We start from the raw sequence: 26,048 nt of genomic DNA on the forward strand, positions 1-26,048 counted from the left end.
CTATGTCGAGTTATCTGTGCTCTACCCCGGAAGAGCGGCAGGCCATGCTGGAGGTCCTGGGCATGAAGTCCATGGACGACCTCTACGTGGATGTGCCGGAGGAGGTCATGATCAAGGGCCCCCTCAACCTGCCCGCCCCCAAGTCCGAGCTGGACATCCGCCGGACCATGGAGTCTCTGGCGGAACACAACACCCGCTTCCATACCATCCTGCGGGGCGCCGGCGCCGAGCGCCACTACATCCCCGCCGCCGTCTCCCGCATCACCAGCAATGAGATCTTTGTCACCGCCTACACCCCCTATCAGGCCGAGGTCAGCCAGGGCGTGCTCCAGTCCATCTTTGAGTTCCAGACCATGATGTGCGAGCTCACCGGCATGGACGTGTCCAACGCCTCCGTCTACGACGGCGGCAACGCCGCCGCCGAGGCTGTGGCCATGTGCAAGGAACGCAAGCGCACCAAGGTCCTGGTCTCCGAGACCACCCACCCCGACGCGCTGGCCGTCATCAAGACCTACTGCTACGGCTCCAACACCGAGGTGATCACCGTGCCCGCCAAGGACGGCGTCACCGATCTGGAGGCCCTCAAGTCCCTGCTGGGTGAGGATTCCGCCTGCTTCTACGTGCAGCAGCCCAACTTCTTCGGCATGCTGGAGGACTGCGACGCCCTGGGCGAGGCGGTCCACGCCGCCGGAGCCAAGTACATCATGGGTGTCAATCCCGCCACCCTGGGCGTGCTCAAGAGCCCCCGGGAGTACGGCGCCGACATCGCCGTGGGCGAGGCTCAGCCTCTGGGCATGCCCCTCTCCTGGGGCGGCCCCTACCTGGGCTTCATGACCTGCACCACCGCTATGATGCGTAAGCTCCCCGGCCGGATCGTGGGCGAGACCACCGACGACAAGGGTGAGCGCGCCTTCGTCCTCACCATGCAGGCCCGCGAGCAGCACATCCGCCGCGAGAAGGCCAGCTCCAACATCTGCTCCAACCAGGCCCTGTGCGCCCTGACCGCCTCGGTCTACCTGGCCGAGATGGGCCCCGCCGGTCTGGCTGAGGTGGGCAACCAGTGCTACGCCAAGGCCCACTATCTGGCCTCCGAGCTGTGCAAGATCGAGGGCGTCGAGCTGGTGTTCCCCGGCGAGTTCTTCCATGAATTTGTCACCACCCTGCCCGATACCTACCGGGTCCTCTGTGCGCTGGAGAAGAAGGGCATCCTGGGCGGCCTGCGCCTGCGGGAGGGCGTGCTGTGGTGCGTCACCGAGTACTGCACCAAGGCTGACCTGGACGAGGCTGTGGCCGTCATCAAGGAGGCGTACGGAAAATGAAACTGATTTTTGAATTGAGCAAGCCCGGCCGCGGCAACAAGGTCCTCACCCCCTATCAGACCACCCTGAACCTCAACCCCACCGCGGAGGTCCCCGCCGTGGAGATCCCCGCCGCCTTCCGCCGGAGCTCGGCCCCCCGTCTCCCCGAGGTGAGCGAGAACGATCTCTCCCGCCACTATAACGCCCTGGCCCGCCGCTCCTTCGGCGTGTGCGACGGCTTCTATCCCCTGGGCTCCTGTACCATGAAGTACAACCCCAAGATCAACGAGGTCATTGCCAACCTCTTCAAGTTCACCGACATCCATCCCCTCCAGCCCAAGCACACGGTCTCCGGCTGCCAGACGGTCTACGCCTTGGCTGAGAAGTACCTGTGCGGCATCACCGGCATGGATGCCATGACCTTCCAGCCCGCCGCCGGCGCCCACGGTGAGTTTACTGGTATCCTGCTCATCAAGGCCTACCATGACTCCCGCGGCGACTACGCCCGGAAAAAGGTCATCGTCCCCGACTCGGCCCACGGCACCAACCCCGCCACGGCTGCCATGTGCGGCTACGAGGTGTGCTCCATCCCCTCCACGCCCGACGGCATGGTGGACCTGGACGCCCTGCGCGCCGCGGTCGGTCCCGACACGGCGGCCCTGATGCTGACCAACCCCAACACCATCGGCAAGATCGACAAGAACATTCTGGAGATCACCAAGATCGTCCACGACGCAGGCGGCCTGTGCTACTACGACGGCGCCAACCTGAACGCGGTGATGGGCGTGGCCCGTCCCGGCGACATGGGCTTTGACGTGTGCCACCTGAACCTGCACAAGACCTTCTCCACCCCCCACGGCGGCGGCGGCCCCGGCTCCGGCGCGGTGGGCTGCAAGAACATCCTCAAGCCCTTCCTGCCCGGCTCGGCCATCGGCGGAGGCGGCGGAGAGCAGTCCGTGGGCCAGGTCAAGATGTTCTTCGGCAACTTCCTGGTGGTCCTGCGCGCCCTGGCCTATCTGATGACCCTGGGCAACTCCGGCGTGCGGGAGGCCGCCCAGACCGCGGTCCTCAACGCCAACTACATGAAGGCCAAGATGGAAGAGGCCGGCTATGTCTGCGCCTATCCCGGCATCTGCATGCATGAGTTCGTGCTGGACCTGTCCCAGCTCAAGAAGGAGACCGGCGTCTCCGCGCTGGATGTGGCCAAGAGCATGCTGGACCACGGGATCCATCCCCCCACGATGTACTTCCCTCTCATCGTCCACGAGGCGCTCATGTTCGAGCCCACCGAGACCGAGTCCCGGGAGACCATCGACGAGGCCTGCGCCGTCATGGCGGAGATCCTCAAGACGGCCAAGGAGGACCCCGAGGCCTGCCACACCGCGCCCCACCACACGGTCATCGGCCGTCCCGACGAGACCAAGGCGGCCCGCCATCCTGTGGTGCGCTACGACTTCAATTCCTGATCTGACCGCATGGCGGCGTCCGCTTCCCGGCGGGCGCCGCTTTTATTGAATGACTGGAGGTATCACCCATGCAATATGATCTGCTCATCATCGGCGGCGGGCCCGGCGGCTTTGCCGCTGCCGTCAAGGCCGCCCAGCTGGGAAAGAAAGTCGCCCTCTTTGAGGCGCGGGAGCCCGGCGGCACCTGTCTCAACCGGGGCTGCATCCCCACCAAGGCCCTGATGCACACCTCCCAGCGCTATCAGGAGCTGAAGGAGGGCATCCCCGGCATCGCCCTGGGCGACGTACAGCCCGACTGGGCCGGGCTGGCCGCCCGGAAAAACGAGGTGGTCTCCACCCTGCGGGACGGAATGGCCTCCCTCATCAAGGGCAACAAGATCGATCTGATCGCCGAGCACGCCGTCATCACCGGCCCCCAGACCGTCCGGGCCGGAGAGAGCACCTATGAGGGCGCGCATATCCTGGTCGCCGCCGGCTCCATCCCCTCCCGTCCCCCCATCCCCGGACTGGACCTGCCTGGCGTGGTGACCAGCGACGAGCTGCTGGACGACATCTCTCCCCGGGACTCCATGGTCATCATCGGCGGCGGCGTCATCGGCGTGGAGCTGGCCACCGTCTGGGCCGCCATGGGCACCAAGGTGGTCATCGTGGAGGCGTTGGAGCGCATTCTGGCCAACCTGGACCGGGAGATCTCCCAGTCGGTCTCCATGCAGCTGAAAAAGCAGGGCGTGGAGATCTATACCTCCGCTATGGTCTCCCGGCTGACCCAGGAGGACGGCCGTCTCACCGTCCACTTCACCCACAAGGAAGAGGAGAAGGCGGCCTCCGGCGTCACGGTGCTGGCTGCCATGGGCCGCCGGGCCAACACCGCCGGACTCTTCGACGGCGTGGAGGTGGAGCTCAACCGGGGGATGCTGGTGGTCAACGACCGCTATGAGACCTCCGTGCCCAGCATTCTGGCCATTGGCGACGCCATCGGCGGCATCCAGCTGGCCCACAAGGCCGAAGCCGAGGGCGTCCGCGCCGTGGAGCTCCTCTACGGCCATGTGCCCGAGCGTGTGTCCTCCCCCATCCCCTCCTGCGTCTACACCTCCCCGGAGATCGCCCAGACCGGCCTGACCGCCGACGAGTGCAAGGCCCAGGGCATCCCCACCCTGGTGGGCAAGTACGTGATGGGCGGCAACGGCCGCACCGTGATCGAGGGGGGCGGACGCACCTTCATCAAGGTGGTCTTCCACGGGGAGAGCCACGTCCTGCTGGGGGCCCAGCTTCTCTGCCACCGGGCCACCGATCTCGTCAGTGAGCTCAACACCGCCGTCACCCTGGGGCTGACCGCAGAGCAGATGCTCTCCCCCGTCCGGCCCCATCCCACCTTCGCCGAGGGAATCAGCGAGGCGGTGGAGGCCGCCTTCGGCCAGAGCCTCCACTCCGCGCCGGTGCGCAAGCGTTAATAACTGCGATAACCACAGCGCCCGGGACCGATTGGGTCCCGGGCGCTTCGCGTGTCGAACCGATGCGGCACGCAAAAAAGCCGCCCGCAGGCGGCTTTTTTCAGTCCAGTTCCTTGATAAAGTAGTACCGGCCATGGGTGCCGGCGTAGGGCTCCACCCGGCCGAACTCCCGGAAGCCCAGCTTGGGGTAGTACTCCGGGGCCTGGAAGGAGAAGGTGTCCAGCTCGATGCGCTTGGCGCCCCGGGCCCTTCCCGCCTCCTCCACCCGGGCGAGGAGCTCCCGCCCCACGCCCCGGTGCCGCAGGGACTCGTCCACCCAGAGGATCTCCACATAGATGCAGTCCCCCAGCAGACGGGCCAAAATCCCGGCTACCACCCGGCCGTCCTCCTCCACACACTGGGAGAGGTCCGTACTCGTGCCGATATAGGGCTGATTGTAAGCACGCAGGCCCTCCAGCACCGCCTGTTCATCCTGCTGTGTGCACTCTCTCCACTCCATACTCGCTGCCTCCTCAGTCGTCCAGATCAAAGGGGGGCGCCTGTTCGATGGCATCCCGCTCAAATTCCAGCTCTTCGGGCACCGGCTCCGACATGGGAGAGGCCCCGGCCGGCATGTTCTGCTTATACTGCATCTCCTGCCACTGGGCCTTGGAGATGAGGACCTGACGGGGCTTGGAGCCCTCAAAGGGACCCACCACGCCCTTCTCCTCCATCTGGTCCACCAGGCGGGCCGCCCGGGAATAGCCCAGCTTCAGACGCCGCTGGAGCATGGACACCGATGCCATGCCGGTTTCCACCACCACCTCGATGGCATTGGGCAGGAGCTCGTCGTAATCGTCCTCGGAGCTGTCGACGGCGCTCTCTCCGCCGCCCTTGTTCCCCTTGTCCTTGGCCGCGGCGTTCTGCTCGATCTCGTGGAGGACCTCCTCGTCGTACTCCGCGGTGCCGCTGCGCTTGACGAACTCCACCACGCTGGCCACTTCCTCGTCCGAGATGAAGCAGCCCTGCACCCGCTGGGGCTTGCCCGAGCCCAGGGGGAAGTAGAGCATATCGCCCCGGCCCACCAGCTTCTCCGCGCCGGTGGTGTCCAAGATGATGCGGGAGTCCAGAGAGGACTGGACCGCAAAGGCGATGCGGCTGGGGATGTTGGCCTTCATGAGGCCGGTGATGACATCGGCCGAGGGACGCTGGGTGGCGATGATCAGGTGCATACCCGAGGCGCGGCCCATCTGGGCCACACGGCAGATGGACTCTTCCACCTCTTTTGCGGCCACCAGCATCAGGTCGGCCAGCTCGTCGATGACCACCACCACCGAGGGCATTTTCTTCATTCCCTCGGTGCGCTCGGCCAGGGCATTGTAGGATTTCAGGTCCCGCACTCCCACCTCGGCGAAGGAGCGGTACCGCTTCATCATCTCGGTCACCGCCCACTGGAGGGCGCCGGCCGCCTTTTTGGGGTCGGTCACCACGGGGATGAGCAGATGGGGGATGCCGTTATAGATGCCCAATTCCACCATCTTGGGGTCCACCATGATGAGGCGGACCTCCTCGGGTGTGGCCTTATAGAGCAGGGAGATGATGAGGGAGTTGGTACACACCGACTTACCGGAGCCGGTGGTACCTGCGATGAGCAGATGGGGCAGCTTTCCGATGTTGCACACCACGCAGCGGTTGCTGATGTCCTTGCCCACCGCGAAGGAGACCTTGGACGGGCTCTCCCGGAACTCCCGGGAGTCGATCACGTCCCGGATGCCCACCGGGGCCACCAGCTTGTTGGGCACCTCGATGCCCACCATGGAGATCTTGCCCGGAATGGGGGCGATGCGCACTCCGGTGGCGCCCAGGGCCAGCGCGATGTCGTCGGTGAGGTTGGTGAGCTTGTTCATCCGCACGCCCTGGGCCAGCTCCAGCTCATACCGGGTGACCGAGGGGCCCCGCACCGCGTCCACAATGGCCGCGTCGATGCCGAAGGAGTGGATGGTGTCGGCCAGCCGGAGCTGGTTGGCCTGGAGCTCCCCGGCCATGTCGCTGGCCGAGACCCCCCGGCTCTGCTGGAGCAGATCGATGGGGGGATACTGATACTCCGGCCCCACCTCTTCCCGCTCCAGGCTCTGGGTGATGTCCCGGCTCACCTCGGCGGCGGCCCGGGCGGTCTCCTCCGCCTTCGCCTTGGGCGCGGTCACCGCGGGCTCCCGCTGGATCTCGGGCATGGGCGGCATGGGAGGACGGACCGGCTCGGACTCCTCCACGGGCAGAGGGGCGGGCTCCGGCGGACTTTCCCGCCGGAAGAGTCCCAGCGGGGGCTTGGGCTCGGGAGCGGGCTGGACCACCGGCTCCTCCACCCGCTCGGGCACCGGGGCCTGGACCTCCGCCGCCGGCTCCTCCACTTCCGCCTCCGGCTGGACCGGGGCGGGCTCGGGCTTGCTCAGCACAGGCACCGTGGGCTCGGGCGGCTGGACCCGGTCTCTCCCCGCCAGGACCTCATCGGGCGTGGGCACCGAGGGTTTCTGGTTGAAGAACTTGCCCTTCTTGGTAAAGAGCGGGCTGGACACCGGCGCTTTCCCCACCAGGGGTCCCTCGTCCACCGGGATGTCGATCTCCGCGCTTCCCCGACCCCGGGGGGCAGGAGCGGGGGCCGGCTTCTTCTCTCTGCGGGGCGGGAGCTCTTCCTCCTCGTAGGCCGGGCGGTCCCGGATATAGTCCACGATATCGGCCAGGGTCACCCGCGCCGCCCCCATGACCAGAAGGGCCCCGGTGAGCAGGAAGACGATGCCCGCGCCGAACTTGCTGAAGATGGCCCCGAAGGACAGGGCCAGAATGCCGCTGACCACGCCGCCGCTCTGAAGGGCTTCGCCCTCCTTCCAGAGGGTCTGGAAGAGCTTGAGGTCCCAGGCGTAGGTTCCCTTGGACAGAAGCAGGTGGAGCAGCGCGCCGAAGACCACCGGCAGCAGCAGGGTACACCAGACCCGCAGCTGGACCGGACGTCCCCGGTGGAAGGCCAGAATCCCGCTGGCCACCAGCAGCATGGGGGGCAGCAGCAGGAAGCCGTAGCCGATCAGGCCCTTGACCCCGCCCACGAAAAAGTCGATGAAGAGGGCCTTGACCTGGAAATAGCCCAGCGCGGCAAAGATGGCCAGAAGCAGGCAGATCAGCGCGCCTACCCCCCGCCGGATGGGCTTGGGGGCGGAAGCGCCGCTCTTTTTCCGGCTCCCGCCGGAGGCGCGGGACTTCCCTGCACCGGAGGAGGCGCGGCTCGTCCCGCCGCTCCGCTTGGTCCCGGAGCGGGGAGCGGCTCGCTTTCCCCCGGATGACTTCTTTTGTGCTGTGGCCATGGAGTTCATCCTTTCTGCGCAGAATGAGGCATGGTCACCATGCCTCATTCCCTAGAGTTTCAATGGTTGTAAAGTTTCATTACTTGCTGAAGAAGGGCACAATGATCCCGGCGATGAGAGAGCCCAGGCCCACGACCCAGCAGTAATAGGCGAACATGCCGAAGCGTCCCTTGTCCGAGAGGAGGTTCACCAGCCGGATGGCGAAATAGCCCACCACCGCCGCCACGATGACGCCGGCGATGTATCCGGGGATGAGGGCGGGGTCCACTCCCTCGGCGGCCGCCTCCCCGATCTTGAGCAGATTGGCCCCCAGTACGGCGGGCAGGCTCATCAGGAAGGAGAAGCGCACCGCGAACTTCCGGTCAAAGCCCCGGAAGAGCCCGGTGGAGATGGTGATACCGGAGCGGGAGATCCCGGGTATGGTGCCCACGGCCTGGGCCGCGCCCACCAGAAGGGCATCCACCAGCGTGGCGCTCTTGGCGTTCTTATGTCCCTTGGCCCGCCGGTCCGAGAAGAAGAGCAGGAATCCGGTCAGGAGCATGGCGATGGAGACCGAGATATTGTGGGAGAAGGTCCGCTCCAGCCACTTGTGGATGGGCAGGAGGACAACGAGCGGCAGGGTGGCCGTCACCAGCAGGATGATCATGCGCCCGGCCGGTGTGGGACGTCCCATCCCCTTAGGGTCCCGCTTGACCAGGGCAGTCACCCACGCGCCGAAGGCCCGCAGCATCTCCCACACGTCCTTGCGGTAGTAGATACAAACCGAGATCAGTGTTCCCAGATGAAGGAGCACCGAAAAGAGCATGGATTCGGTCTCTTTCATCCCGAAAAAGGTCTCAAACAGCACCAGGTGGCCAGAGCTGGAAATGGGAAGAAATTCCGCAATGCCCTGGATCACGCCCATCAGTATGGATTGTATCAGATTCAACCCGGATCCCTCCATTCTCCTTCACCGCCCCTTCTCGATTCTCTCTGCGGGGCGGCGTGCAGACGGTATGCATGACATACAGGAATATGATACCATACTTTCCCGCAGATTTCCACGTTTTTTCTTGCCGTTATGTCAACAAAAAAGGAATGGAGCAAACTCCATTCCTCTCTGTTTTATCCTCTTGTCCGCTCGCTCTCTCTGCGGTCCATCATCTGGTGCAGGCACTCCAGCGCGTCGGAGAGGCCGCCCACATGGTCGATGAGTCCAATGGCCACCGCCTCTTCCCCGTGGACCACGCTGCCCACGTCGGCGGCCAGCTCCCCGGTCTGGAGCATCAGCTCGGTAAAGGTATCCCGCTGGATCCTGCTGTGGCGGGTGACAAAGTCCAGAATCCGCTCCTGGATGCGGCTGAAATAGTGGAAGGTCTGGGACACGCCGATGACCGTTCCCGACATGCGCACCGGATGGATGGTCATGGCGGCCGAGGGCGCGATGAAGGAGGTCTGCGCGGACACCGCCAGCGGCACGCCGATGGAGTGCCCGCCTCCCAGCACCAGGGATACCGTGGGCTTCTTCATCCCGGAGATGAGCTCCGCGATGGCCAGCCCCGCCTCGATGTCCCCGCCCACGGTGTTGAGGAGGACCAGAAGGCCGTCGATGTCGTCGCTCTCCTCCACCGCGGCCAGCAGCGGCAGCACATGCTCGTATTTGGTGGTCTTGGTGGACGGGTCCAGAACCTGGTGTCCCTCGATCTGGCCCACAATGGTCAGGGTATGGATGGCGCCCCGCCGGGTGCGGATCACGGAGGAGCCCAGCTCTTCGATCTGGGCCCGCCCCTCTTCCATCTGCTCGGATTTGTTTTGCTCCATGTCGGTTCCCCCCTCTTGGTTTGAGGATAGGTTGCCCGATTTTTTGCCCGCTATCCAAAAAGGAGCCCCGGACAAATGTCCGGGGCTCCTCGGTGTTCTATGGGGTCTTTTACTTGGCCTCGTAGACCGCCTTCATGCCCTTGTAGGTCATGTAGCAGTCCAGCTTGGAGACCGTCTCAAAGGGAGAGTGCATGGAGAGCACGGGCACACCGGCATCGATGGTGTCGATATCGCGGTTGGCCATGAAGCAGGCCACGGTGCCGCCGCCGCCCGCGTCCACCTTGCCCAGCTCGGCCATCTGCCAGAGCACGCCGGCCTCGTCCAGGGTGCGGCGGACATAGGCCACCACCTCGGCGGCCGCGTCGGAGGAGCCGGACTTGCCCCGGGCTCCGGTGTACTTGGACAGGCCCATACCGTAGTTGACACGGGCGCTGTTGCGCTTCTCATAGACCTCGGGGAAATTGGGGTCGTAGGCCGCGGTCACGTCGGCGGAGAGGCAGAAGGACTTCTCGTAGCAGGCCTTCAGGGGCACCTTCTGGGTGTCGCACAGGTCGGACATGAAGGTGTCGAAGGTGGCGGACTGCATGCCGGACACGCCCTCGGAGCCGATCTCCTCCTTGTCGGCCAGGATGCACACGGCGGTGCGCTCGGGCACGCCCAGCTCCAGGATGGCGGCAAACTCCGCATAGGCGCACACCCGGTCATCGTGGCCGTAGGCGCCGATGAGGGAGCGGTCAAAGCCGATGTCGCTGGCACGGAAAGCGGGGACGGCCTCCAGCTCGGCGGAGATGAAGTCCTCCTCCACGATGCCGTACTTCTGGTTCAGGATGTCCAGGATGGCCAGCTTGACCCGGTCGGCGCCCTCGTCGTCCTTGAAGGGACGGCTGCCCACCAGGATGTTCAGGCTCTCGGCGGGGATGGCCTCGCCCAGAGGCTTCTTGGACTGCTCCGCGCCCAGGTGGGGCAGCAGATCGTCCACGGTGAAGAGGGGATCGCCGGCGCCGGTGCCGATGGCCACCTTGAGAACGGTGCCGTTCTTCAGGGCGATCACGCCGTGGAGCTCCAGGGGGATGGTCACCCACTGGTACTTGCGGATGCCGCCGTAGTAGTGGGTCTTGAAGAAGGCCATCTCGCCGTCCTCATAGAGAGGATTGGGCTTCAGGTCCAGGCGGGGAGAGTCGATGTGGGCCGCGCCGATGTTCACGCCATCGGCCAGGGAGCGATTGCCGATCACCGCCAGCATCAGGGCCTTGCCCCGGTTGGAGCGGTAGACCTTGTCGCCCGCCTTGAGCTCCATGCCCCGGACAAAGGGCTTGAAGCCCCGGGCCTCGGCCTGACGGATGGCCTCGTCCACACACTCCCGCTCGGTCTTGCCGGCGTCCAGGAACTTCTTATACTCCTCGCAGTAAGCACGCATGGCCGCCTCTTCATCGGCGGAAATACGATCGTAACCATTCTTGGGGGCGTAGCAGAGCGCTTCGCGGCGCAGCTCACCCACACTCTTTTTCTTGTCTTCCATAGGAAAGATCCTCCTTATATCACAATGGCAGACGCGCCGGAGCAAAGAGGCGCGCCTCAATGCGTCCTTGTCTATCCTACCACAAGTGAATCTTTTTTTCCAGTCATGAACTGGGAATTTCTTTTTCCCCTCCCAGCAGGGACCGGAACAGGGCCAGGGCCCGGCGCTGGAAGGTCTCGGGCGTATCCTCCGGGCCGTTTTCCAAGATATGAGAACAGTGCGCCCGGTAAAAATCGTCGCCGGGCTGGGACTCCACCCGCTTCCGGGCGTACGCCTCGCCGATCCCCTCCCGGGCCATGATACGGCGGATGCGCAGCTCGGACGGAGCCAGAATGCCCACCACCGCGTCGCAGGAGGCGCCGATCCCGCTCTCGATGAGCCGGATGGCGTCCACCGCCACCGCTTCCCGGCCCTCTCGCCGGGCCGCCTCGGTCCGCCGTTCCAGCTCTTCCAGAATGAAGCGGTGGGTGATGGCGTTCAGGTCCTCCAGGGCCTGATGATCGCTAAAGACGATCTCCCCCAGCCGTTTGCGGGCGATCTGTCCCCCCTCGTCCAGGATTCCCGTGCCGAACCGTCCGGTCAGGGCCTCTTTCAGCCCCTGGTCGGAGGAGAGCAAATCGTGGTACATGGCGTCCGCGTCGATGACCGCCGCCCCCAGGGAGGTGAGGGCGTGCAGCGCCGTGGTCTTGCCCGCCCCGGTGGGGCCGGTGATGCCGATGCGCTTCATATGGATACCTCCTCCCGCGCCCCCGCCCGCAGCGCAAGGCGCAGGCGGATGGCCAGGATCAGATTGACCGCCGGCACCAGGCCCAGCAGGATATGGAGGGCCAGCGCGCCGGGGCGCTTTTTCTGCAAAACACACCCCCGGACCAGACCGTGGAGGAGGAAGATCTCCTGCACGGTCCACAGCACACCGATGAGAAAGGCGGCCAGAAGGATCAGGGGGTCCAGAACGATGGCCACCAGGGCCACGTGAAAGACCAGGTGCAGCATGGGCCAGAGGGCCGCCAGCACCAGAGGGTAAAAGGGCAGCATCCACACCGGCCCCTGAAAGGCCCCGTGGAGGGAGACCGCCGCGTACCCATAGCCGCCGATGAGCAGCACCTGGAGCGGGATGCCCAGCGCCAGGCCGTCATCCAGAATCCGCACGGCACGCTGAACCCGCGTGGCCTCCGGGACCCGGGCCAGGGGGAAGAAATTGGCCTTCCCCACCACGTAGAGCCCCAGAAGGGTCCCCGGCAGGGCGGACAGGGCCGCCTGCCCCCACGCCAGCAGGGATGAAATTCCCGCCCCCTCCACCGTCTGCACCAGGGCCAGCAACGTGAGAGCCGCCGTCCAGAGCGTGGAACAGAAATACCCTGCCCCGGTGAGGAGCACCCACACCGGATGCCCCAGCTCGATCTTTTTCATCCGGTCCAGCACAAACAGCAGCACCACTGCCGCATAGACCAGCAAAATCGCCATGCCGCTTCCTCCCCGTCTGCTCAGACCTCCACGATGTGGAAGCCGGCCGCCTTGTTCAGCCGGTTGGACACCGCCAGACCGATGCCGGAGGGCTCCGGTCCCTGGGCCCAGATCTGCTCCACCTCCGTGCCGTCAAAGGCCCGCAGAGCGTCGAAGACCCGCCGGGCCTGCTCGGCCTGGTCGGCCTTGGGGCCGATGGACTCCACCGGGTGTCCCTCGAAGAGATGGGTGAACTCCGCAAAGCAGATGACCCCGTCCTGGTCGCCGATGTGGCGGCGGATGTAGCGGGCGCTCTCGGCCGCCTCCCCCTGGACCACGGTCACCGGGGCCTTGGGGGCATAGTGCCGGTACTTCATGCCGGGGGCCCGGGGCTTCTCCCCCGCGCTCAGGAGCCGGGTGACGGCCTCGTCCACCGCCACCTCGCCCAGCACCTCCCGCAGCTCCTCCAGCGTCACGCCGCCGGGCCGCAGGAGACGGGGGGGCTGTACTGTCAGGTCCACGATGGTGGACTCCACCCCCACGGAGCAGGGGCCCCCGTCCACGATGCCATCGATCTTCCCGTCCATGTCCTCCAGCATGTCCGCCATGTTGGTGGGGCTGGGCCGGCCGGAGGTGTTCCCCGAGGGGGCCGCCACCGGCAGGTCTGCGGCGGTGAGGATGGCCCGGCACACCGGATGGGAGGGACAGCGCATCCCCACCGTGTCCAGTCCCGCCGTCACCACGTCGGGCACCATGGGCTTGCGCCGCAGGATCATGGTCAGCGGGCCCGGCCAGAAGCGCCCGGCCAGCGCATAGGCGGTAGCCGGGATGTCGGTGCAGTACCGCTCCAGCCAGTCCGCCGTGGGGATGTGCAGGATCAGGGGGTTGTCCTGGGGCCGTCCCTTGGCCGCAAAGATGCGGGACACCGCGTCGGCGTCCAGGCCGTTGGCGCCCAGACCGTACACGGTCTCCGTGGGGATGCCCAGAAGCCCGCCCTCGGCCAGAATGCGGGCCGCCTCTTGGGTCTGCTGAGATGTAAAGCGTTTTGTCTTCACAGTTTGTACACCTGATTTCTGCTCGTTACTCGTAGATTCCAACCGGCATGCCGGAGAGCTCAATGGCGGTATCCCGGGCAAAGCCGCTGCGCTGGAGGTAGTGCTTGACGGCCAGGATGCCGTACTTGGGGTTGGCCCGCTCGTCCTCCAGCTCCAGCTCCAGCCAAAACCCGGAATCGCTTGTGCCAGAGCCGGTGAGCCAGCCTTCCTCGTCCAGGACCTGGGCCAGCTCCAGCTTGAGCCGGTCCTCCTCCATGCCCTGGGGGAGGGCGGTATAGTGGATGCGAAGTTCCATACTGTTCCTCTTTTCTGTGCTCGTATGGGGGCGGACGGCCCGCGGCTCCTCCGCCCACACTGTAAATCAATTAAACTTTACGCCTCTTCCCCGCTCTTCAGGCGCTCGGCCTGGTCGGCGGTCACCAGCGCGTCGATGAGCTCGTCCAGATCGCCGTCCATCACGGCGTCGATCTTATAGAGCGTCAGGCCGATGCGGTGGTCGGTCACCCGCCCCTGGGGGAAGTTGTAGGTGCGGATGCGCTCGTTGCGCATGCCCGAGCCCACCTGGCTGCGGCGCTGGCTCTCGAACTCGCTGCTCAGGCGCTCCTGCTCGGCCTCGTAGAGCTTGGAGGCCAAAATGCGCATGGCCTTGTCCCGGTTCTGGAACTGGCTGCGCTCCTGCTGGCACTCCACCACCGTGCCGGTGGGCTTGTGGATGAGGCGCACGGCGGAGGAGGTCTTGTTCACGTGCTGGCCGCCCGCGCCCGAGGAGCGGAAGACCTGCATCTCGATGTCGGCGGGATTGATCTGCACGTCCACCTCCTCCATCTCAGGGAGGACGGCCACGGTGGCGGTGGAGGTGTGGATGCGTCCGCCGCTCTCGGTCTCGGGGACCCGCTGCACCCGGTGGACGCCGCTCTCAAACTTCAGCCGGGAGTAGACCCCCTCCCCCTCGATGACCATGGAGAGCTCCTTGACGCCCCCCAGCTCGGTCTCGCTCAGGTTCACCAGGTCCACCTTCCAGCCCCGGGCCTCGGCGTACATGGAGTACATCCGGTGGAGGGAGTGGGCAAAGAGGGCCGCCTCCTCCCCGCCCACGCCGGCCCGGATCTCCACGATGACGTTCTTGCCGTCGTTGGGGTCCTTGGGGAGCAGGAGGATCTTGAGCTCCTGCTCCAGGGCCTCGATGTCCTTCTTGGCCTGGGCAAATTCCTCTTTGGCCATCTCGGCCATCTCCGGGTCGCCCATCAGCTCCTCGGCGTCGGCCAGGTCACTCTTGCGGCGGTTCAGGTTCCGGTAGGCCGTGACCACCGGCTCCAGCTCCCGCTGTTCCCGGTTGAGCTTGGTCACCAGCGCAGGGTCGTTGTAAGTCTCCGGGGCGTTGAGCTGGGCCTCCAGCACCTGATAGCGCAGGTCCAGCGCCTCCAATTTATCGTTCATAGGCACTCCTTTTTCGTTGGTTTCCGGTCAGCGGTCCAGCAGCCAGGATTTGAGCAGGGCGGGGGCCTCCCGCACGTAGCTGTTCACCCGGGCGGGCAGATCGCTGCTGGGGGCCGCCAGGGTGGAGACATGGGCAAACCCGTTCCGGTCGGCCAGCATCCTGGCCCGGGTCAGATGAAAGCCATTGGACACCACCAGGATGTGGGTCTCCTCCGGCTCCATGCCCCGCTCCTCCAGGAGCCGGGCGGTCTCCCGGAAGTTCTGGACGGTATTGCGGGAGTTCTCCTCCATCCAGATCTGCTCCCCCGGGACCCCCTGTTCGGTGAGATAGTCATACATACACTGGGCCTCGGACATGGGCTCGTCGCTCCCCTGTCCGCCCGAGACCACCAGGGGCAGCTCCGGGTGCTCCCGCCAGTAGTCCAGGGCCGTGTCCAGCCGGTCCTTCAGGAGGACGGAGGGCCCCCAGGGCTTTACCTGGGCGCCCAGAATGACCATCACCTGGGGATCCTCCTGGATCTCCGTCCGGTCCCCGGCCAGCACCAGGCCCTCCAGCACCGCAAAGCACATGGCGCCCGCGATGGCCAGCACAATGGCGCTCCCCCGCAGAGCCCGCTTCCAGGCCGGGGAGCCATAGGCCCCCAGCCCCCACAGGAGCGCCAGGACCGCGAAGGCCAGAAGGACCCGTCCCACAAACCGGTAGGCCCCCGAGGCGAAGTGGTGCGTGAGGCCCGCCGCCAGGAAGAGGCAGAGCGCCGGGACCACGGGGCCGATCCCCCGGCGGGGGAACCGCTCCCGGCTCACCCCTGAGCCTCCTCCAGGGCGGCTGAGAGCTCTTCCCACTGCTCATAGAGGGCGGCAAGCTCCCCCTCCATGCGCTCCTTCTCCGCGCACAGCTCCTGCAGGCGCACATAGTCGGTGGCGGCCTCCTCCATCTGGCCGTTGAGGGCCTCCAGAGCCTCCTCGGCCTTGGCCACCGCCCGCTCGGCGGCGCTCACCTGCTTCTCCAGCATCTTGGTGCCGCCGCTGCGCTTGGGGGGCTTGGGCTTGCTCTCCTCCTTGGGCCCCTTGGCCGGGGCGGCCTTGGCGGAGAGCTCCAGCTGCCTGCGCCGCTCCTGAAAGGCCCGGAACTCCTCAAAGGTCCCCCGGAAATCGGTGACCTGTCCGTCCTCGATCATCCAGATGCGGCTTGCAAACTGGTTGATGAAATAGCGGTCGTGGGAGACAAAGAGCAGCGTCCCCTCGTAGTCGGTGACCGCCTCCTCGATCCACTCCCGGGAGGCGATGTCCAGATGGTTGGTGGGCTCGTCCAGGATGAGCAGGTTGATGTTCTCGTCCATGAGCATGCACAGCCGCAGCCGGCTCTGCTCCCCGCCCGAGAGGGCGGAGACCGGCTTGAATACGTCCTCCCCCCGGAAGTTGAAGGAGGCCAGCCGGTTGCGGGCGGTCTGGGTGGTGCAGTTCTGGGCGTAGAGCATGGTGTCCACCAGGTTGCGCTCGGGGTGGTCGAAGTGGATGATCTGGGGGAGATACCCGATCTTCACCGTGGGACCCCGGCGGATCTTGCCCCCGTCGGGGAGCTCCTCCCCCATGATGAGCTTGAGGAAGGTGGACTTGCCGGTGCCGTTGTCCCCCAGCAGGGCGATGCGCTCCCCGCCCTCGATGAGGAGGTCCACATCGTGGAAGAGGGTGCGCCCCTCAAAGCCCTTCTCCAGGCCCTTGATGAGGAGCACCTCGTCCCCCTGAAAGTCCCGCTCGCCGAAGCGCATGTCCAGCTTGCGCTCTTTCTTGGGCTTGTCGGTCTTACGCAGGCGCTCAATCCGCTTTTCCATGGAGAAGGCCCGCTTGTGCAGCTTGTCGTTGCCCATGAAGGCCCACAGGTGGAGCTTGTCCGCCGCGGTCTGGAGCTGCTCGATCTTGGCCTGCTCCTTCTCGTACTGCTTGAGCTTCTCCTCGTAGCGGCGCTCCTTCTCCTCGGCGTAAAAGCTGTAATTGCCCGCGTAGAACTCGGCCTTGCCCTCCTGGATCTCGATGACCCGCTTGACCACCCGGTCCAGGAACCAGCGGTCATGGGAGATGGCCAGCACGGTCCCCTTGAAGCGGTCCAGATATTCCTCCAGCCACTCGGTGGCCCGCAGGTCCAGGTGGTTGGTGGGCTCGTCCAGCAGGAGGATGTCGGTATCCTCCAGAATGAGCCGGCCCAGGTTCACCCGGGTCTTTTCCCCGCCGGAGAGGGAGGAGAAGAGCTGCCGGCGCATCTCCTGGGAGATGAGCAGGCCGTTGCAGACCTTGTTGAGCTCGGTCTCGGTGTCGTAGCCGCCCCCCGCCTCAAAGGCGGCGGTCAGCTTGTCATAGCGGCTCAGGATGGCGGGGTCGGAGTCGTGGGCCATGCGCTCGGTGAGCTCGGCCATCTCCCGCTCCATGCGGTGGAGCCGCTCAAAGGCGGTGCGCAGCACATCGTCCACCGTATACTCCGCCGGGTAGACGGGGATCTGGGAGATGAGGCCCATGGTCTTGCCCGGGGCCACCACCACTTCTCCCTCGTCATAGTCCAGCTCCCCGGTGAGGATCTTCAGAAAGGTGGTCTTGCCCGCGCCGTTTTTGCCCAGCAGGCCCACCCGTTCTCCCTGGTCGATCTGGAAGGTCAGGCCGTCCAGAATGCGTGTGCCGACCTCGAACTCCTTGACGAGGCCGGATACGGATATATCGATCATTGTTGTACTCCTATGTTGCGGAAAAGGCCGCGGGCCCCCTTGGGGAGTCCGCGGCTCCGAATTTACTCAGCCTCTTTTGTCTTGCTCTTGAGGTACTCCACCAGGTCCTCGAAGGCCATACCGCGGGAGGCCTTGACCAGGACGGTGGTATGGGGCCGGATCACCTGGTCCAGCACGCTGTGGGCGCTCTCCTTATCGGGGCAGTAGTAGACCTCCTCCAGGGGGCTCAGCTTGGCCGCGTCGTAGATGTGCTTGGCCAGCTCACCCACCGCCACCAGGCAGTCGATCCCCACCTTGCCCAGGTACTCGCCCACGCCGGCGTGGAGCACCGGGGCCAGGGGGCCCAGCTCGAACATGTCGCCCAGCACGGCCACCTTGTGCTCGGCCTTGGTGTTGGAGAGGACCTCCACCGCCGCGCGCATGGACTGGGGATTGGCGTTGTAGGTGTCGTTGAGGATGGTGATGTCGTCGGCCCGGTGGATGATGTTCATGCGCATCTTGGTGGGGGCGAAGTGGAGCACGCCGTCCACGATCTCCTTCTCGGTGAGGCCGAAGTGCTCGCCCACCGCCATAGCCATCAGGGTGGGATAGATCATGTGCTCGCCCAGGGCGGGGATCTCCACCGTTCCCTCCATGCGGGGGGTCTTGACCCGGCAGGTCATGTGGCTCTTGCCGTCGCTGACGATGTCGCTGGCCCGGTAGTCCAGGCCCTCGCCCCCGCCGCACCAGACCGTCTCAAAGGGCAGCTTGGGCTCCAGGGAGCGCAGGAGGGGATCGTCGCCGTTGAGGACCACGAAGCAGTCCTTCTTGGCGTGGTGGAAGATCTCGCTCTTGGCCTCCAGAATCTTCTCCCGGGTGCCGAAGAACTCGATGTGGGAGTCGCCCACGTTGGTGATGAGGGCCACGTCGGGCTCCACAATGTCGGAGAGATAGTCGATCTCCCCGGCGTGGTTCATGCCCAGCTCCAGCACGGCGATCTCATGCTCCCGGTTCAGGCGCAGCAGGGTCATGGGCACGCCGATGTCGTTGTTCAGGTTGCCCTCGGTCTTGAGGACCTTGAACTTCTCCCCCAGCACGGCGGCCACCATGTCCTTGGTGGTGGTCTTGCCCACCGAGCCGGTCAGGGCCACAAAGGGGATGTGGAACTTGCTCTTATAGTGCTTGGCAAGGTCCCGCAGGGCCCGGCCGGTGTTGGCCACCTTGATGTAGAACTTTCCGGGCAGATAGCTCTCCCGCTCCCGCTGGGTGAAGCAGCCTGCGGCTCCCCCCTCCAGCGCGGCGTTGATGTAGGCGTGACCGTCAAAGCGCTCGCCGGACAGGGGCACGAAGAGGGACCCCTCATGGATGGTCCGGCTGTCGGTCTCGACCCGGGTGATCTCCCGGTCCAGGTCGTGAAACTCGCCCAGCATGTGCCCGCCCACGACCTCCATGATCTCGCGTATGGTGATGGCTTCCATCGAATCTCCTCCTGGGGACCTTGGGTCCCGCGTTTTTATTTCTGTTCTTTCCGGGCCTCCAGCGAGGCGTCCACGATCTTCTGGCACAGGGTGTCGTAGTCCACACCCACCGCCGCGGCCTCCTGGGGCAGGAGGCTGGTGTCCGTCATACCGGGCAGGGTGTTGACCTCCAGGAACCAGGGCCGATTGTCCTTGTCCAGCACAAAGTCGCTGCGGGAATAGGCCGTGAGACCCAGCAGCTCATGGATCCGCCGGGCGGCCGAGCGCATCTGGGCCTCTGCCTTCCCGTCCACCTGGGCGGGACAGACCTCCAGAGAGGCCCCGGCCACATACTTGTTCTTATAGTCGTAAAAGCCCGTCTTGGGGATGACCTCGATGGGGGGCAGGCTCTCGCCGTCCAGCACGCCGCAGAAGAAATCCCGGCCCTCCACGAACTGCTCCACCAGCACCTGGCGGCCCAGGCGGCGGCACTCCCGCAGGGCCTTGTGGAGCTCCTCCCCGGTGCGGCAGATGAACACGCCCACCGACGAGCCGCCGTTGTGGATCTTCACCACGCAGGGCAGGGGCTCGCTGCGCTCCACCTCTTCGATCTCCCGGTCGGTGAGCTTGACAGTGCGCCACTGGGGGGTGAGGATGCCCTCGGCCGCCGCCAGCTGCTTGGTGTAGTTCTTATCCATGGCGATGGCGCTGCCCAGATAGCCCGAGCCGGTATAGGCGATGCCCAGCATGTCGAACGCAGCCTGGATGCGCCCGTCCTCGCCGCTCTCGCCGTGGAGGGCGTTGAACACCACGTCGGCCATCTGGCAGGCCGCCAGCACGCCCTGGCCGAAAATGCTCCCGCTCTGGAGCTTGCGCGCGGCCTTCACCGCCTCCAGATCGGGCTCCTCCTCCTTGATGCTCAGATCGGGCAGCGGGGGCGGAAGCCGGAACAGATCCGCGAGCGGATGCCCATAGTCCTCCAGTCCCAGATACAGGTCCACCATGGCTACCTGGTGCCCTTTCCGCTGCAGAGCCTGCGCCACCATGGCGCCCGACGCGAAGGACACGTTGCGTTCCGGACTCAGTCCGCCCGCCAACACTACTATATTCATAGATACACCTCTAGACATTGTTCCAGACTTACGCGTTTGTTTCAGTATATGCATACATGGGATATTATAACATACCCGCACCGGATACTCAATGCAAAATCGCGCCTCTCACCCGGTTGTTCGGGCGATTTCCCCCGGTTTCCCAGGCTCCGGGCAGAAAAAAAGACCCTGTCCGGTGGAGCCATGCCCTTCAGGGTCCCTCTTCTCTTGGCGTCAGCGCCCTTCCAGGGCGGCGGTCAGACGAGCGGCGATGGCGCCGCACTTGTCCAGAAAGGCCTTGCGGTCCGGGTCCTCCGGATCGCCCATGCCCGCCACGGTCTCCATCTGGTTGCGCACCCGGGCCAGGAGCCAGGCGTAGTCCTCTTCTCCCAGCGCATTGCCCCGCAGCCGCTCCAGCATGCCGCCCGCGATGCGCTGCATCTCGGCGGAGCCCACGTCCTCGCCATAGTTGTAATACAGTCCCACCAGCCGCTCCAGATAGCGCTGGTCTTCCTCCAATAACACCGAAATCCCCCATTTCTCCCCGTTCTGGTACGCATCATCATAGCAGATTTTACCGGCACTGACAAGGAAATTTACACGTCGTTCACACTCGACCCCCTCTTCTTCAGAGTAATTTCAGTTTCCCACTTTATACTAGGAAAGAATTAAAGAACAGGAGGCTGAATGTATGCAGCTCACAACCCTCCCTGCGGACGCCCCGTCCGCTTCTGAAACCCCCAGGAAGCGCCGAACGCTCCCAAAGCGCCTGCTCCTTCTTCCGGCGCTGGCGGTGCTGGCCGCCGGGGGATTCGCCCTCTACCAGCTCTTCTCCCCCTCGGAGTCCTCCACGCCGCTCACCGAGACCCTCACCACCGGGAGCCTTGCCACCACCATTACGGGCACCGGTGTGACCCTCCCGGCCGACAGCCAGACCGCCACCGTGGCCTCCACCGCGGAGATCACCAAGGTCTATGTGGCCGCGGGCGACATCGTCCAGGCGGGCGATCTTCTCTATGAACAGGACGACTCGGAGCTGGATGAGCAGATCGGCACCTACCAGGACCAGATCGCCGATCTCCAGGATGAGCCCACCACGGCCCAGACCCAGCTCTCCGACCTCCAGGAGACCCTCTCCCATCTGACCGTCACCGCCCCCTTCTCCGGCACCATCACCGAGGTGGAGGTGGAGGCCGGCGACTCCGTGCAGGCCGGTACCAAACTGGCCCAGCTGGTGGATGACAGCCAGATGACCCTCACCGAGTATTACAGCTACGCCTATGAGTCCGAGATCTGGGCGGGCTCCAAGGCCCAGGTCTCCATCGCCAGCCTCATGCTCAACCTGGACGGCACCGTCACCGATGTGCAGAAGGTCTCCCGCTACACCACCGAGGGCACCAAGTGCTTTGCCGTCACCATCACCGTGGATAACCCCGGCGCCCTCACCCAGGGCATGTCCTGCGCGTCCTCCATCTCCTCTTCCTCCGGGCAGCCCATCTACGCCGCCAACTCGGGCACCTTGGAGTACAAGGACAGTGAGACCCTCACCGCTGAGGCCTCCGGCGAGCTGACCCAGGTGACCCCGGTGGCCTACGGCACCGTCACCGCCGTGAGCTATGAGGCCACCAACTCCAACGGCGTGGCCTATTTCCCGGTGACCATTCAGATCCCCAGCGGCGGGGAGCTCTCGGCCGGTGTGAACGTCTCCTACTCCATCCAGGTGGGAGACACCTCGGAGGGCCTTCTGGCCCCCATCTCCGCTCTGAAGCGCTCCACCGACGGGGAGACCTGCCTGTACATCCAGTCCGACACCCCGCCCGAGCAGACCGTGGAGGCCGAGGGCGTGCCCGACGGCTTCTATGCCGTACCCGTGGAGGTGGGCGACTCCAACAGCCAGTATGTGCGCATCCTCTCGGGCGCGGAGGAGGGCGACGTGGTCTTTACCCGCTACCAGCAGAGCGCCCCGGCCAACGGCGACACCACCAGCCAGGGTGAGGAGTCCCAGGAGCAGGCCTTCCCCGGCGGCGAGATGCAGATGATGCCCGCCGCACCGGGCGGCGACTTCTCCGGCGGCTTCTCCGGCGGAGGCGGCGGCATGCCCGGCGGCGGACGGATGGGAGGCTGATACGCATGTCCCTGATCCAATTGCAGCACGTATCCAAGATCTACGCCCAGGGCCAGGAAAATCAGGTCAACGCCCTGGATGACGTCTCTCTGGAGATCGACACGGGGGAATTCGTGGCCATCATCGGCACTTCCGGGTCGGGCAAGTCCACCATGATGGACATTCTCGGCTGCCTGGATGTGCCCACCAGCGGAGAATACTACCTGGACGGCGTCTCCATCCGCCAGAAGTCGCGGCGGGAACTGGAGCTCATCCGCTCCCGTCAGATCAGCTTCATCTTTCAGGGGTACAACCTGATCCCCTCTCTGAACGTCTGGCAGAATGTGGCCCTGCCCATGCTCTACCAGAAGGTCCCCCTGGCCGAGCGGAAGGCGCGGGCCATGGAGGCCCTGGAGCAGGTGGAGATCTCCGCCAAGGCCGAGAACCGCCCCACCCAGCTCTCGGGCGGCCAGCAGCAGCGGGTAGCCATCGCGCGGGCCATCGCCGCCCAGGCCCGCCGCACCGTCCAGGTCAAGGACGGACACATCATCCACGACAGCCTCTGGGACGGGGTCCTCCTGGCCCAGCCCGCGGGAGGAGCGAGAGCATGAACGCGCTTTTGATGGCTCTGGACTCGATCCGGGAAAAGAAGGGCCGCTCCTTCCTCACCATGCTGGGCATCATCATCGGCGTCACCGCCGTGCTGGTCCTGGTGGCCCTGGTCTCCGGCTATAACGCCGACATCACCGCCTACTATGAAAAGCTGGGCGTCAACAAGGTCAATCTCAGCCTGACCTGGTATGACCGCACCCGGGCCAGCGATGTGTACAGCCTGGTCTACACCTACGCCAACGACACGCTGGGGGACATGGTGGAGGGGGTCTCCCCCTCCTCCTCCACCCAGCTGCCGGTAAAATACCGCTCCACCACGCTGGAGGAGAGCACCATCTACCTGGGCAGCGACCAGTTCTCCATCTGCAACAACTACACACTGGAGGACGGGCGGGACCTGAATGAGTGGGATCTGGAGCAGCGCAGCAAGGTGTGCGTCCTGGGCTCCTATGTGGCGTCCGCCCTCTTCCCCTACACCGACCCCATCGGGGAGACCGTCTATCTCTCCGGCATCCCCTTCACCGTGGTGGGCACCTACTACCAGAAGGACGGTGGCACGGAGGACTCCATGGACGACATGCTCGCCGTGCCCTATACCCTCAACTGGGAGCTCCTCCAGAGCGCCGACGTCACCTCCATCACGGTCAAGGTGGACACCTCCCAGCATGTGGAGACCGTGCTGGCCCGGCTGGAGGTCTATCTGGCCCAGCAGATCTCCTCCAGCGTGGGGGAGTACACCCTGGAAAATGGAAACTCCGCCATGTCGGAGAGCTCGGAGGAGACCACCTCCATGAGTGTGGTGCTGGGCGGCATCGCCTCCATCGCCCTCCTGGTGGGCGGCATCGGCATCATGAACATCATGCTGGTCACCGTCACCGAGCGCACCCGGGAGATCGGCATCAAAAAGTCCATCGGCGCCCCCCGGGGCGAGATCATCACCCAGTTCCTGGTGGAGGCCGGCATCCTCAGCGGCCTGGGCGGGCTCATCGGCATCGCCCTGGGCTTCGGCCTGTCCCTGATCCTGGGGAAGGCCATGTATGACCTCATCCTCCTCCCCAGCCTGCCGGTCACCCTGGGGGCCTTCTCCTTCTCGGTGGCCATCGGCATCCTCTTCGGCATCTATCCGGCCGTCAAGGCCTCCAACCTCCAGCCCGTGGACGCGCTGCGGGCCGACTAACAAACTAAGAGGTGTATCCAATGAAACAGCGAATCCTCTCCGCCGTTCTGGCGGCCGCCCTGTGCCTGGGTATCATCGGCGTGGTGGGTCTCTCCCTCCCCGCACAGGCCGCCGGCTTCTCCGACATCGGGGACGCCGACGTCTCCGAGGCGGTATCCGTCCTGTCCAGCCTGGGCATTGTCTCGGGCTACTCCGACGGGACCTTCCGCCCCTCCGAGACCCTGACCCGCGCCCAGTTCGCCACCCTCGCCGTCCTCGCCGAGGGGCACGGCGATCAGGTGGCCGAGAGCGCATACCGCACCCTCTTCTCCGACCTGCCCGCCTCCCACTGGGCCGCCCCCTAGGTGAATCTGGCCCAGAGCGAGGGGCTCATCAGCGGCTACGGCAACGGCCGCTTCGGGCCGGATGACCCGGTCACCATTGGGCAGGCCGTCACCATCGTCCTGCGCCTGATGGGCTACGGGGAGGAGGACGTGGGCCCCTTCTGGCCCCAGGACTATCTGAGCAAGGGGACCGATCTGGGGCTCCTGGAGGGCGTGCGCACCCAGGCGGATGCCGCCATGACCCGGGGCGAGGCCGCCCTCCTGCTCTATGTCATGCTCCAGAGCAACTGCAAGGACGGAGCGTCCTATGTGGAGAAGCTGGCCCATACCACCGTCTCCGACGCGGTCCTCCTCCAGAACGACGACACCTCTCCCTCCGGTGAGGTCCACACCGCCCAGGTCTATGCCGGAAACAGCGGCCTGACCTGGTACACCCAGGACACCGCCCTCCCCGATACCCTGCTCAACCGCCGGGGGACCCTTCTGCTGAACGAGAGCGGCGCGGTCTCCGGCTTCCTCCCGGATGAGAGCACGGTGCGCACCCTCTCCCTGGCCGAGGCCAAGGCCGACCGGCTCGTGGATGAGAGCGGCGCCAACTACACCCTGTCCAGCGCGGTGACGCTGGTCCTGGACGACACCGTCACCACCTACGGCGAGGCCTGGTATGAGCTGGACGGCCGGGAGACCGTCACCCTCTATTACAGCGCCTCCGGCAGCGTCAATCTGGTCACCGCCTCCGAGACCAAGCGGTATGACGGGGCCGTGCTCACCGGCTACTACGAAAACGTCCTCCCCAATGCCTCCAACCCCACCTCGATCACCCTGCTGGGGGAGACCTACCCGGTGGCCGAGGAGGGGGTGAGCGCCCTGGCCCAGTTCCGGGTGGGGGACCGGATCACCGTCTCCTTCAACGGCTCCGGTGAGATCGTGGACGCCTGCTCTCCCTCTGAGCGCAGCGCCGTCATGATCGGTCTGGTGACCGAGACCGGGAACTCCTGTTCCGTGGCCCTCTCCAACGGACTCACCGCCTCCGGGAGCTGCTCCGACACCACCTTTGCGGTGGGTGACCTGGTGCGGGTGAGCGCCTCCAGCCTGGGGACCCTCTCCCTCTCCCAGGTCTCGGCCGGCACCTCCTCCGCCGCCCTTCAGGTGGCGGAGCGGACCCTGGGGAGCACCCCGCTGGCCGAGGACGTGGTGCTCTATGACCGGGTGGGCAAGACCCACGCCGTCCAGATCACTCTGGAAGACCTGCCGGTGGACTCCGTCCCCGCCTCCGACATCCTCTACACGGCAGCCAACTCCGCCGGGGAGATCGACGTGCTGGTACTGGACGACGTGACGGGAGACGCCTATACCTACGGCATCTTCTCCTCCGGCACCAAGACCGAGGGCAACGGAACCATGCAGGTGACCAACCGCACGGTGGCCGTGGAGAACAGCGCCGGTCTCTCCCAGGAGTGCCTGACCGGCACGGCGGTCCCCGACGGCCAGGTGGGCGGACTGGTCCCCTCCAGCGACGGCCGGGTGGCCGGACTTCTGGTCCTGGAGGAGGTGGAGGACGTCTCCCGCTCCGCCTTTGACGGCACCGACACGGTGACCCTGTCCGGCGCGGCGGTCCCCATCAGCGACGAAGTGCAGGTGTATAACACGGACAACGGGCAGTGGATCACCCTCGCCCAGGCCAAGGCCTACACCGATACCTTTACCGTCTATTACAGCGGCACCCTGGGAACCGACGCCAAAGTGCGGGTCATCCTGACGCAGTCCCCCTCCTGATTCTTTTTAAGATT

23 protein-coding genes are annotated in these 26,048 nt (G+C 65.4%); 8 read left to right on the top strand and 15 right to left on the bottom strand.

What is annotated here, in order from left to right:
* Window positions 1-2: 2 nt before the first annotated feature.
* The 3 genes from gcvPA to lpdA all read left to right on the top strand — a co-directional run bounded on the left by gcvPA (window position 3) and on the right by lpdA (window position 4,215).
* Complete coding sequence (gene gcvPA, locus H8S34_RS08135) at window positions 3-1,319, top strand: aminomethyl-transferring glycine dehydrogenase subunit GcvPA (RefSeq protein WP_186963663.1); 1,317 nt, start codon at window positions 3-5, stop codon at window positions 1,317-1,319.
* Entirely contained in the window at window positions 1,316-2,764 is a 1,449-nt protein-coding gene (gcvPB, locus tag H8S34_RS08140; protein WP_186963665.1) for an aminomethyl-transferring glycine dehydrogenase subunit GcvPB, read from the top strand. The genes gcvPA and gcvPB overlap by 4 nt, the downstream gene beginning before the upstream one ends.
* Window positions 2,765-2,832: 68 nt before the next feature.
* Complete coding sequence (gene lpdA, locus H8S34_RS08145) at window positions 2,833-4,215, top strand: dihydrolipoyl dehydrogenase (protein WP_186963667.1); 1,383 nt, start codon at window positions 2,833-2,835, stop codon at window positions 4,213-4,215.
* Window positions 4,216-4,315: 100 nt separating this feature from the next.
* On the opposite strand, the gene H8S34_RS08150 is transcribed toward lpdA, so the two are convergent.
* From H8S34_RS08150 to H8S34_RS08220, 15 genes are all read right to left on the bottom strand, one after another.
* Entirely contained in the window at window positions 4,316-4,714 is a 399-nt protein-coding gene (locus H8S34_RS08150; RefSeq protein ID WP_101692912.1) for a GNAT family N-acetyltransferase, read from the bottom strand.
* A 13-nt stretch (window positions 4,715-4,727) separates the two neighbouring features.
* On the bottom strand, window positions 4,728-7,547 hold the full coding sequence (locus H8S34_RS08155) for a DNA translocase FtsK (RefSeq protein WP_186963669.1): 2,820 nt from the start codon (window positions 7,545-7,547) through the stop codon (window positions 4,728-4,730).
* A 79-nt stretch (window positions 7,548-7,626) separates the two neighbouring features.
* Entirely contained in the window at window positions 7,627-8,475 is an 849-nt protein-coding gene (locus H8S34_RS08160) for an undecaprenyl-diphosphate phosphatase (RefSeq protein ID WP_243207960.1), read from the bottom strand.
* 176 nt (window positions 8,476-8,651) lie between these two features.
* Window positions 8,652-9,347, bottom strand: a complete 696-nt coding sequence (locus tag H8S34_RS08165; RefSeq protein ID WP_186963673.1) for a ClpP family protease — start codon at window positions 9,345-9,347, stop codon at window positions 8,652-8,654.
* 109 nt (window positions 9,348-9,456) lie between these two features.
* Window positions 9,457-10,866, bottom strand: a complete 1,410-nt coding sequence (locus H8S34_RS08170; RefSeq protein WP_186963674.1) for an aminopeptidase — start codon at window positions 10,864-10,866, stop codon at window positions 9,457-9,459.
* A gap of 103 nt (window positions 10,867-10,969) precedes the next feature.
* On the bottom strand, window positions 10,970-11,593 hold the full coding sequence (coaE, locus tag H8S34_RS08175) for a dephospho-CoA kinase (RefSeq protein ID WP_186963676.1): 624 nt from the start codon (window positions 11,591-11,593) through the stop codon (window positions 10,970-10,972).
* Window positions 11,590-12,330, bottom strand: coding sequence for a hypothetical protein (locus H8S34_RS08180; protein WP_186963678.1), 741 nt, complete (start codon window positions 12,328-12,330; stop codon window positions 11,590-11,592). The genes coaE and H8S34_RS08180 overlap by 4 nt, the downstream gene beginning before the upstream one ends.
* 20 nt (window positions 12,331-12,350) lie before the next feature.
* Complete coding sequence (locus tag H8S34_RS08185; RefSeq protein WP_186963680.1) at window positions 12,351-13,364, bottom strand: L-threonylcarbamoyladenylate synthase; 1,014 nt, start codon at window positions 13,362-13,364, stop codon at window positions 12,351-12,353.
* A gap of 25 nt (window positions 13,365-13,389) precedes the next feature.
* Entirely contained in the window at window positions 13,390-13,659 is a 270-nt protein-coding gene (locus H8S34_RS08190; protein WP_186963682.1) for a hypothetical protein, read from the bottom strand.
* Window positions 13,660-13,736: 77 nt separating this feature from the next.
* Window positions 13,737-14,801: a peptide chain release factor 1 gene (gene prfA / locus H8S34_RS08195; protein WP_101692904.1), complete on the bottom strand. Its 1,065-nt coding sequence runs from the start codon at window positions 14,799-14,801 to the stop codon at window positions 13,737-13,739.
* A gap of 27 nt (window positions 14,802-14,828) precedes the next feature.
* Window positions 14,829-15,605, bottom strand: a complete 777-nt coding sequence (locus tag H8S34_RS08200; protein WP_366485786.1) for a YdcF family protein — start codon at window positions 15,603-15,605, stop codon at window positions 14,829-14,831.
* The gene (locus H8S34_RS08205; protein ID WP_186963684.1) at window positions 15,602-17,515 is read right to left on the bottom strand and encodes an ABC-F family ATP-binding cassette domain-containing protein; all 1,914 of its coding nucleotides are present in this window, start codon (window positions 17,513-17,515) and stop codon (window positions 15,602-15,604) included. Before H8S34_RS08205 ends, H8S34_RS08200 begins: the two co-directional genes overlap by 4 nt.
* 62 nt (window positions 17,516-17,577) lie before the next feature.
* Window positions 17,578-18,972: a UDP-N-acetylmuramoyl-tripeptide--D-alanyl-D-alanine ligase gene (locus tag H8S34_RS08210; RefSeq protein ID WP_101692902.1), complete on the bottom strand. Its 1,395-nt coding sequence runs from the start codon at window positions 18,970-18,972 to the stop codon at window positions 17,578-17,580.
* Between the two features lie 35 nt (window positions 18,973-19,007).
* Window positions 19,008-20,063, bottom strand: coding sequence for a D-alanine--D-alanine ligase family protein (locus H8S34_RS08215; RefSeq protein ID WP_101692901.1), 1,056 nt, complete (start codon window positions 20,061-20,063; stop codon window positions 19,008-19,010).
* A gap of 213 nt (window positions 20,064-20,276) precedes the next feature.
* Window positions 20,277-20,567, bottom strand: coding sequence for a hypothetical protein (locus H8S34_RS08220; RefSeq protein ID WP_145996876.1), 291 nt, complete (start codon window positions 20,565-20,567; stop codon window positions 20,277-20,279).
* 166 nt (window positions 20,568-20,733) lie between these two features.
* Here H8S34_RS08220 and H8S34_RS08225 point away from each other — a divergent pair, with 166 nt between their 5' ends.
* Genes H8S34_RS08225 through H8S34_RS08240 form a run of 5 tightly spaced genes read left to right on the top strand, consistent with a single transcriptional unit; the run spans window position 20,734 to window position 26,034 of the window.
* Window positions 20,734-22,167, top strand: coding sequence for an efflux RND transporter periplasmic adaptor subunit (locus H8S34_RS08225; protein WP_186963686.1), 1,434 nt, complete (start codon window positions 20,734-20,736; stop codon window positions 22,165-22,167).
* 5 nt (window positions 22,168-22,172) lie between these two features.
* Entirely contained in the window at window positions 22,173-22,757 is a 585-nt protein-coding gene (locus H8S34_RS08230; RefSeq protein ID WP_101692898.1) for an ABC transporter ATP-binding protein, read from the top strand.
* Window positions 22,754-23,935 (top strand): ABC transporter permease, encoded by a 1,182-nt coding sequence (locus H8S34_RS08235; RefSeq protein WP_186963688.1) that lies wholly within the window; start codon window positions 22,754-22,756, stop codon window positions 23,933-23,935. Before H8S34_RS08230 ends, H8S34_RS08235 begins: the two co-directional genes overlap by 4 nt.
* A 20-nt stretch (window positions 23,936-23,955) precedes the next feature.
* Window positions 23,956-24,279, top strand: a complete 324-nt coding sequence (locus tag H8S34_RS15140; RefSeq protein WP_243207961.1) for an S-layer homology domain-containing protein — start codon at window positions 23,956-23,958, stop codon at window positions 24,277-24,279.
* On the top strand, window positions 24,280-26,034 hold the full coding sequence (locus H8S34_RS08240; protein WP_366485790.1) for an S-layer homology domain-containing protein: 1,755 nt from the start codon (window positions 24,280-24,282) through the stop codon (window positions 26,032-26,034).
* Window positions 26,035-26,048 lie beyond the last annotated feature (14 nt).

Origin of the sequence: Pseudoflavonifractor hominis (assembly GCF_014288125.1) — a bacterium.
GTDB classification, from domain to species: domain Bacteria; phylum Bacillota; class Clostridia; order Oscillospirales; family Oscillospiraceae; genus Pseudoflavonifractor_A; species Pseudoflavonifractor_A gallinarum.

What these genes read in the sequence shown, in the direction of transcription:
- gcvPA (WP_186963663.1), top strand. Translation starts at nt 3, where the DNA reads ATGTCGAGTTATCTGTGCTCTACCCCGGAAGAGCGGCAGGCCATGCTG.
- gcvPB (WP_186963665.1), top strand. Translation starts at nt 1,316, where the DNA reads ATGAAACTGATTTTTGAATTGAGCAAGCCCGGCCGCGGCAACAAGGTC.
- lpdA (WP_186963667.1), top strand. Translation starts at nt 2,833, where the DNA reads ATGCAATATGATCTGCTCATCATCGGCGGCGGGCCCGGCGGCTTTGCC.
- H8S34_RS08150 (WP_101692912.1), bottom strand. Translation starts at nt 4,714, where the DNA reads ATGGAGTGGAGAGAGTGCACACAGCAGGATGAACAGGCGGTGCTGGAG.
- H8S34_RS08155 (WP_186963669.1), bottom strand. Translation starts at nt 7,547, where the DNA reads ATGGCCACAGCACAAAAGAAGTCATCCGGGGGAAAGCGAGCCGCTCCC.
- H8S34_RS08165 (WP_186963673.1), bottom strand. Translation starts at nt 9,347, where the DNA reads ATGGAGCAAAACAAATCCGAGCAGATGGAAGAGGGGCGGGCCCAGATC.
- H8S34_RS08170 (WP_186963674.1), bottom strand. Translation starts at nt 10,866, where the DNA reads ATGGAAGACAAGAAAAAGAGTGTGGGTGAGCTGCGCCGCGAAGCGCTC.
- coaE (WP_186963676.1), bottom strand. Translation starts at nt 11,593, where the DNA reads ATGAAGCGCATCGGCATCACCGGCCCCACCGGGGCGGGCAAGACCACG.
- H8S34_RS08180 (WP_186963678.1), bottom strand. Translation starts at nt 12,330, where the DNA reads ATGGCGATTTTGCTGGTCTATGCGGCAGTGGTGCTGCTGTTTGTGCTG.
- H8S34_RS08190 (WP_186963682.1), bottom strand. Translation starts at nt 13,659, where the DNA reads ATGGAACTTCGCATCCACTATACCGCCCTCCCCCAGGGCATGGAGGAG.
- prfA (WP_101692904.1), bottom strand. Translation starts at nt 14,801, where the DNA reads ATGAACGATAAATTGGAGGCGCTGGACCTGCGCTATCAGGTGCTGGAG.
- H8S34_RS08205 (WP_186963684.1), bottom strand. Translation starts at nt 17,515, where the DNA reads ATGATCGATATATCCGTATCCGGCCTCGTCAAGGAGTTCGAGGTCGGC.
- H8S34_RS08210 (WP_101692902.1), bottom strand. Translation starts at nt 18,972, where the DNA reads ATGGAAGCCATCACCATACGCGAGATCATGGAGGTCGTGGGCGGGCAC.
- H8S34_RS08215 (WP_101692901.1), bottom strand. Translation starts at nt 20,063, where the DNA reads ATGAATATAGTAGTGTTGGCGGGCGGACTGAGTCCGGAACGCAACGTG.
- H8S34_RS08225 (WP_186963686.1), top strand. Translation starts at nt 20,734, where the DNA reads ATGCAGCTCACAACCCTCCCTGCGGACGCCCCGTCCGCTTCTGAAACC.
- H8S34_RS08230 (WP_101692898.1), top strand. Translation starts at nt 22,173, where the DNA reads ATGTCCCTGATCCAATTGCAGCACGTATCCAAGATCTACGCCCAGGGC.
- H8S34_RS08235 (WP_186963688.1), top strand. Translation starts at nt 22,754, where the DNA reads ATGAACGCGCTTTTGATGGCTCTGGACTCGATCCGGGAAAAGAAGGGC.
- H8S34_RS15140 (WP_243207961.1), top strand. Translation starts at nt 23,956, where the DNA reads ATGAAACAGCGAATCCTCTCCGCCGTTCTGGCGGCCGCCCTGTGCCTG.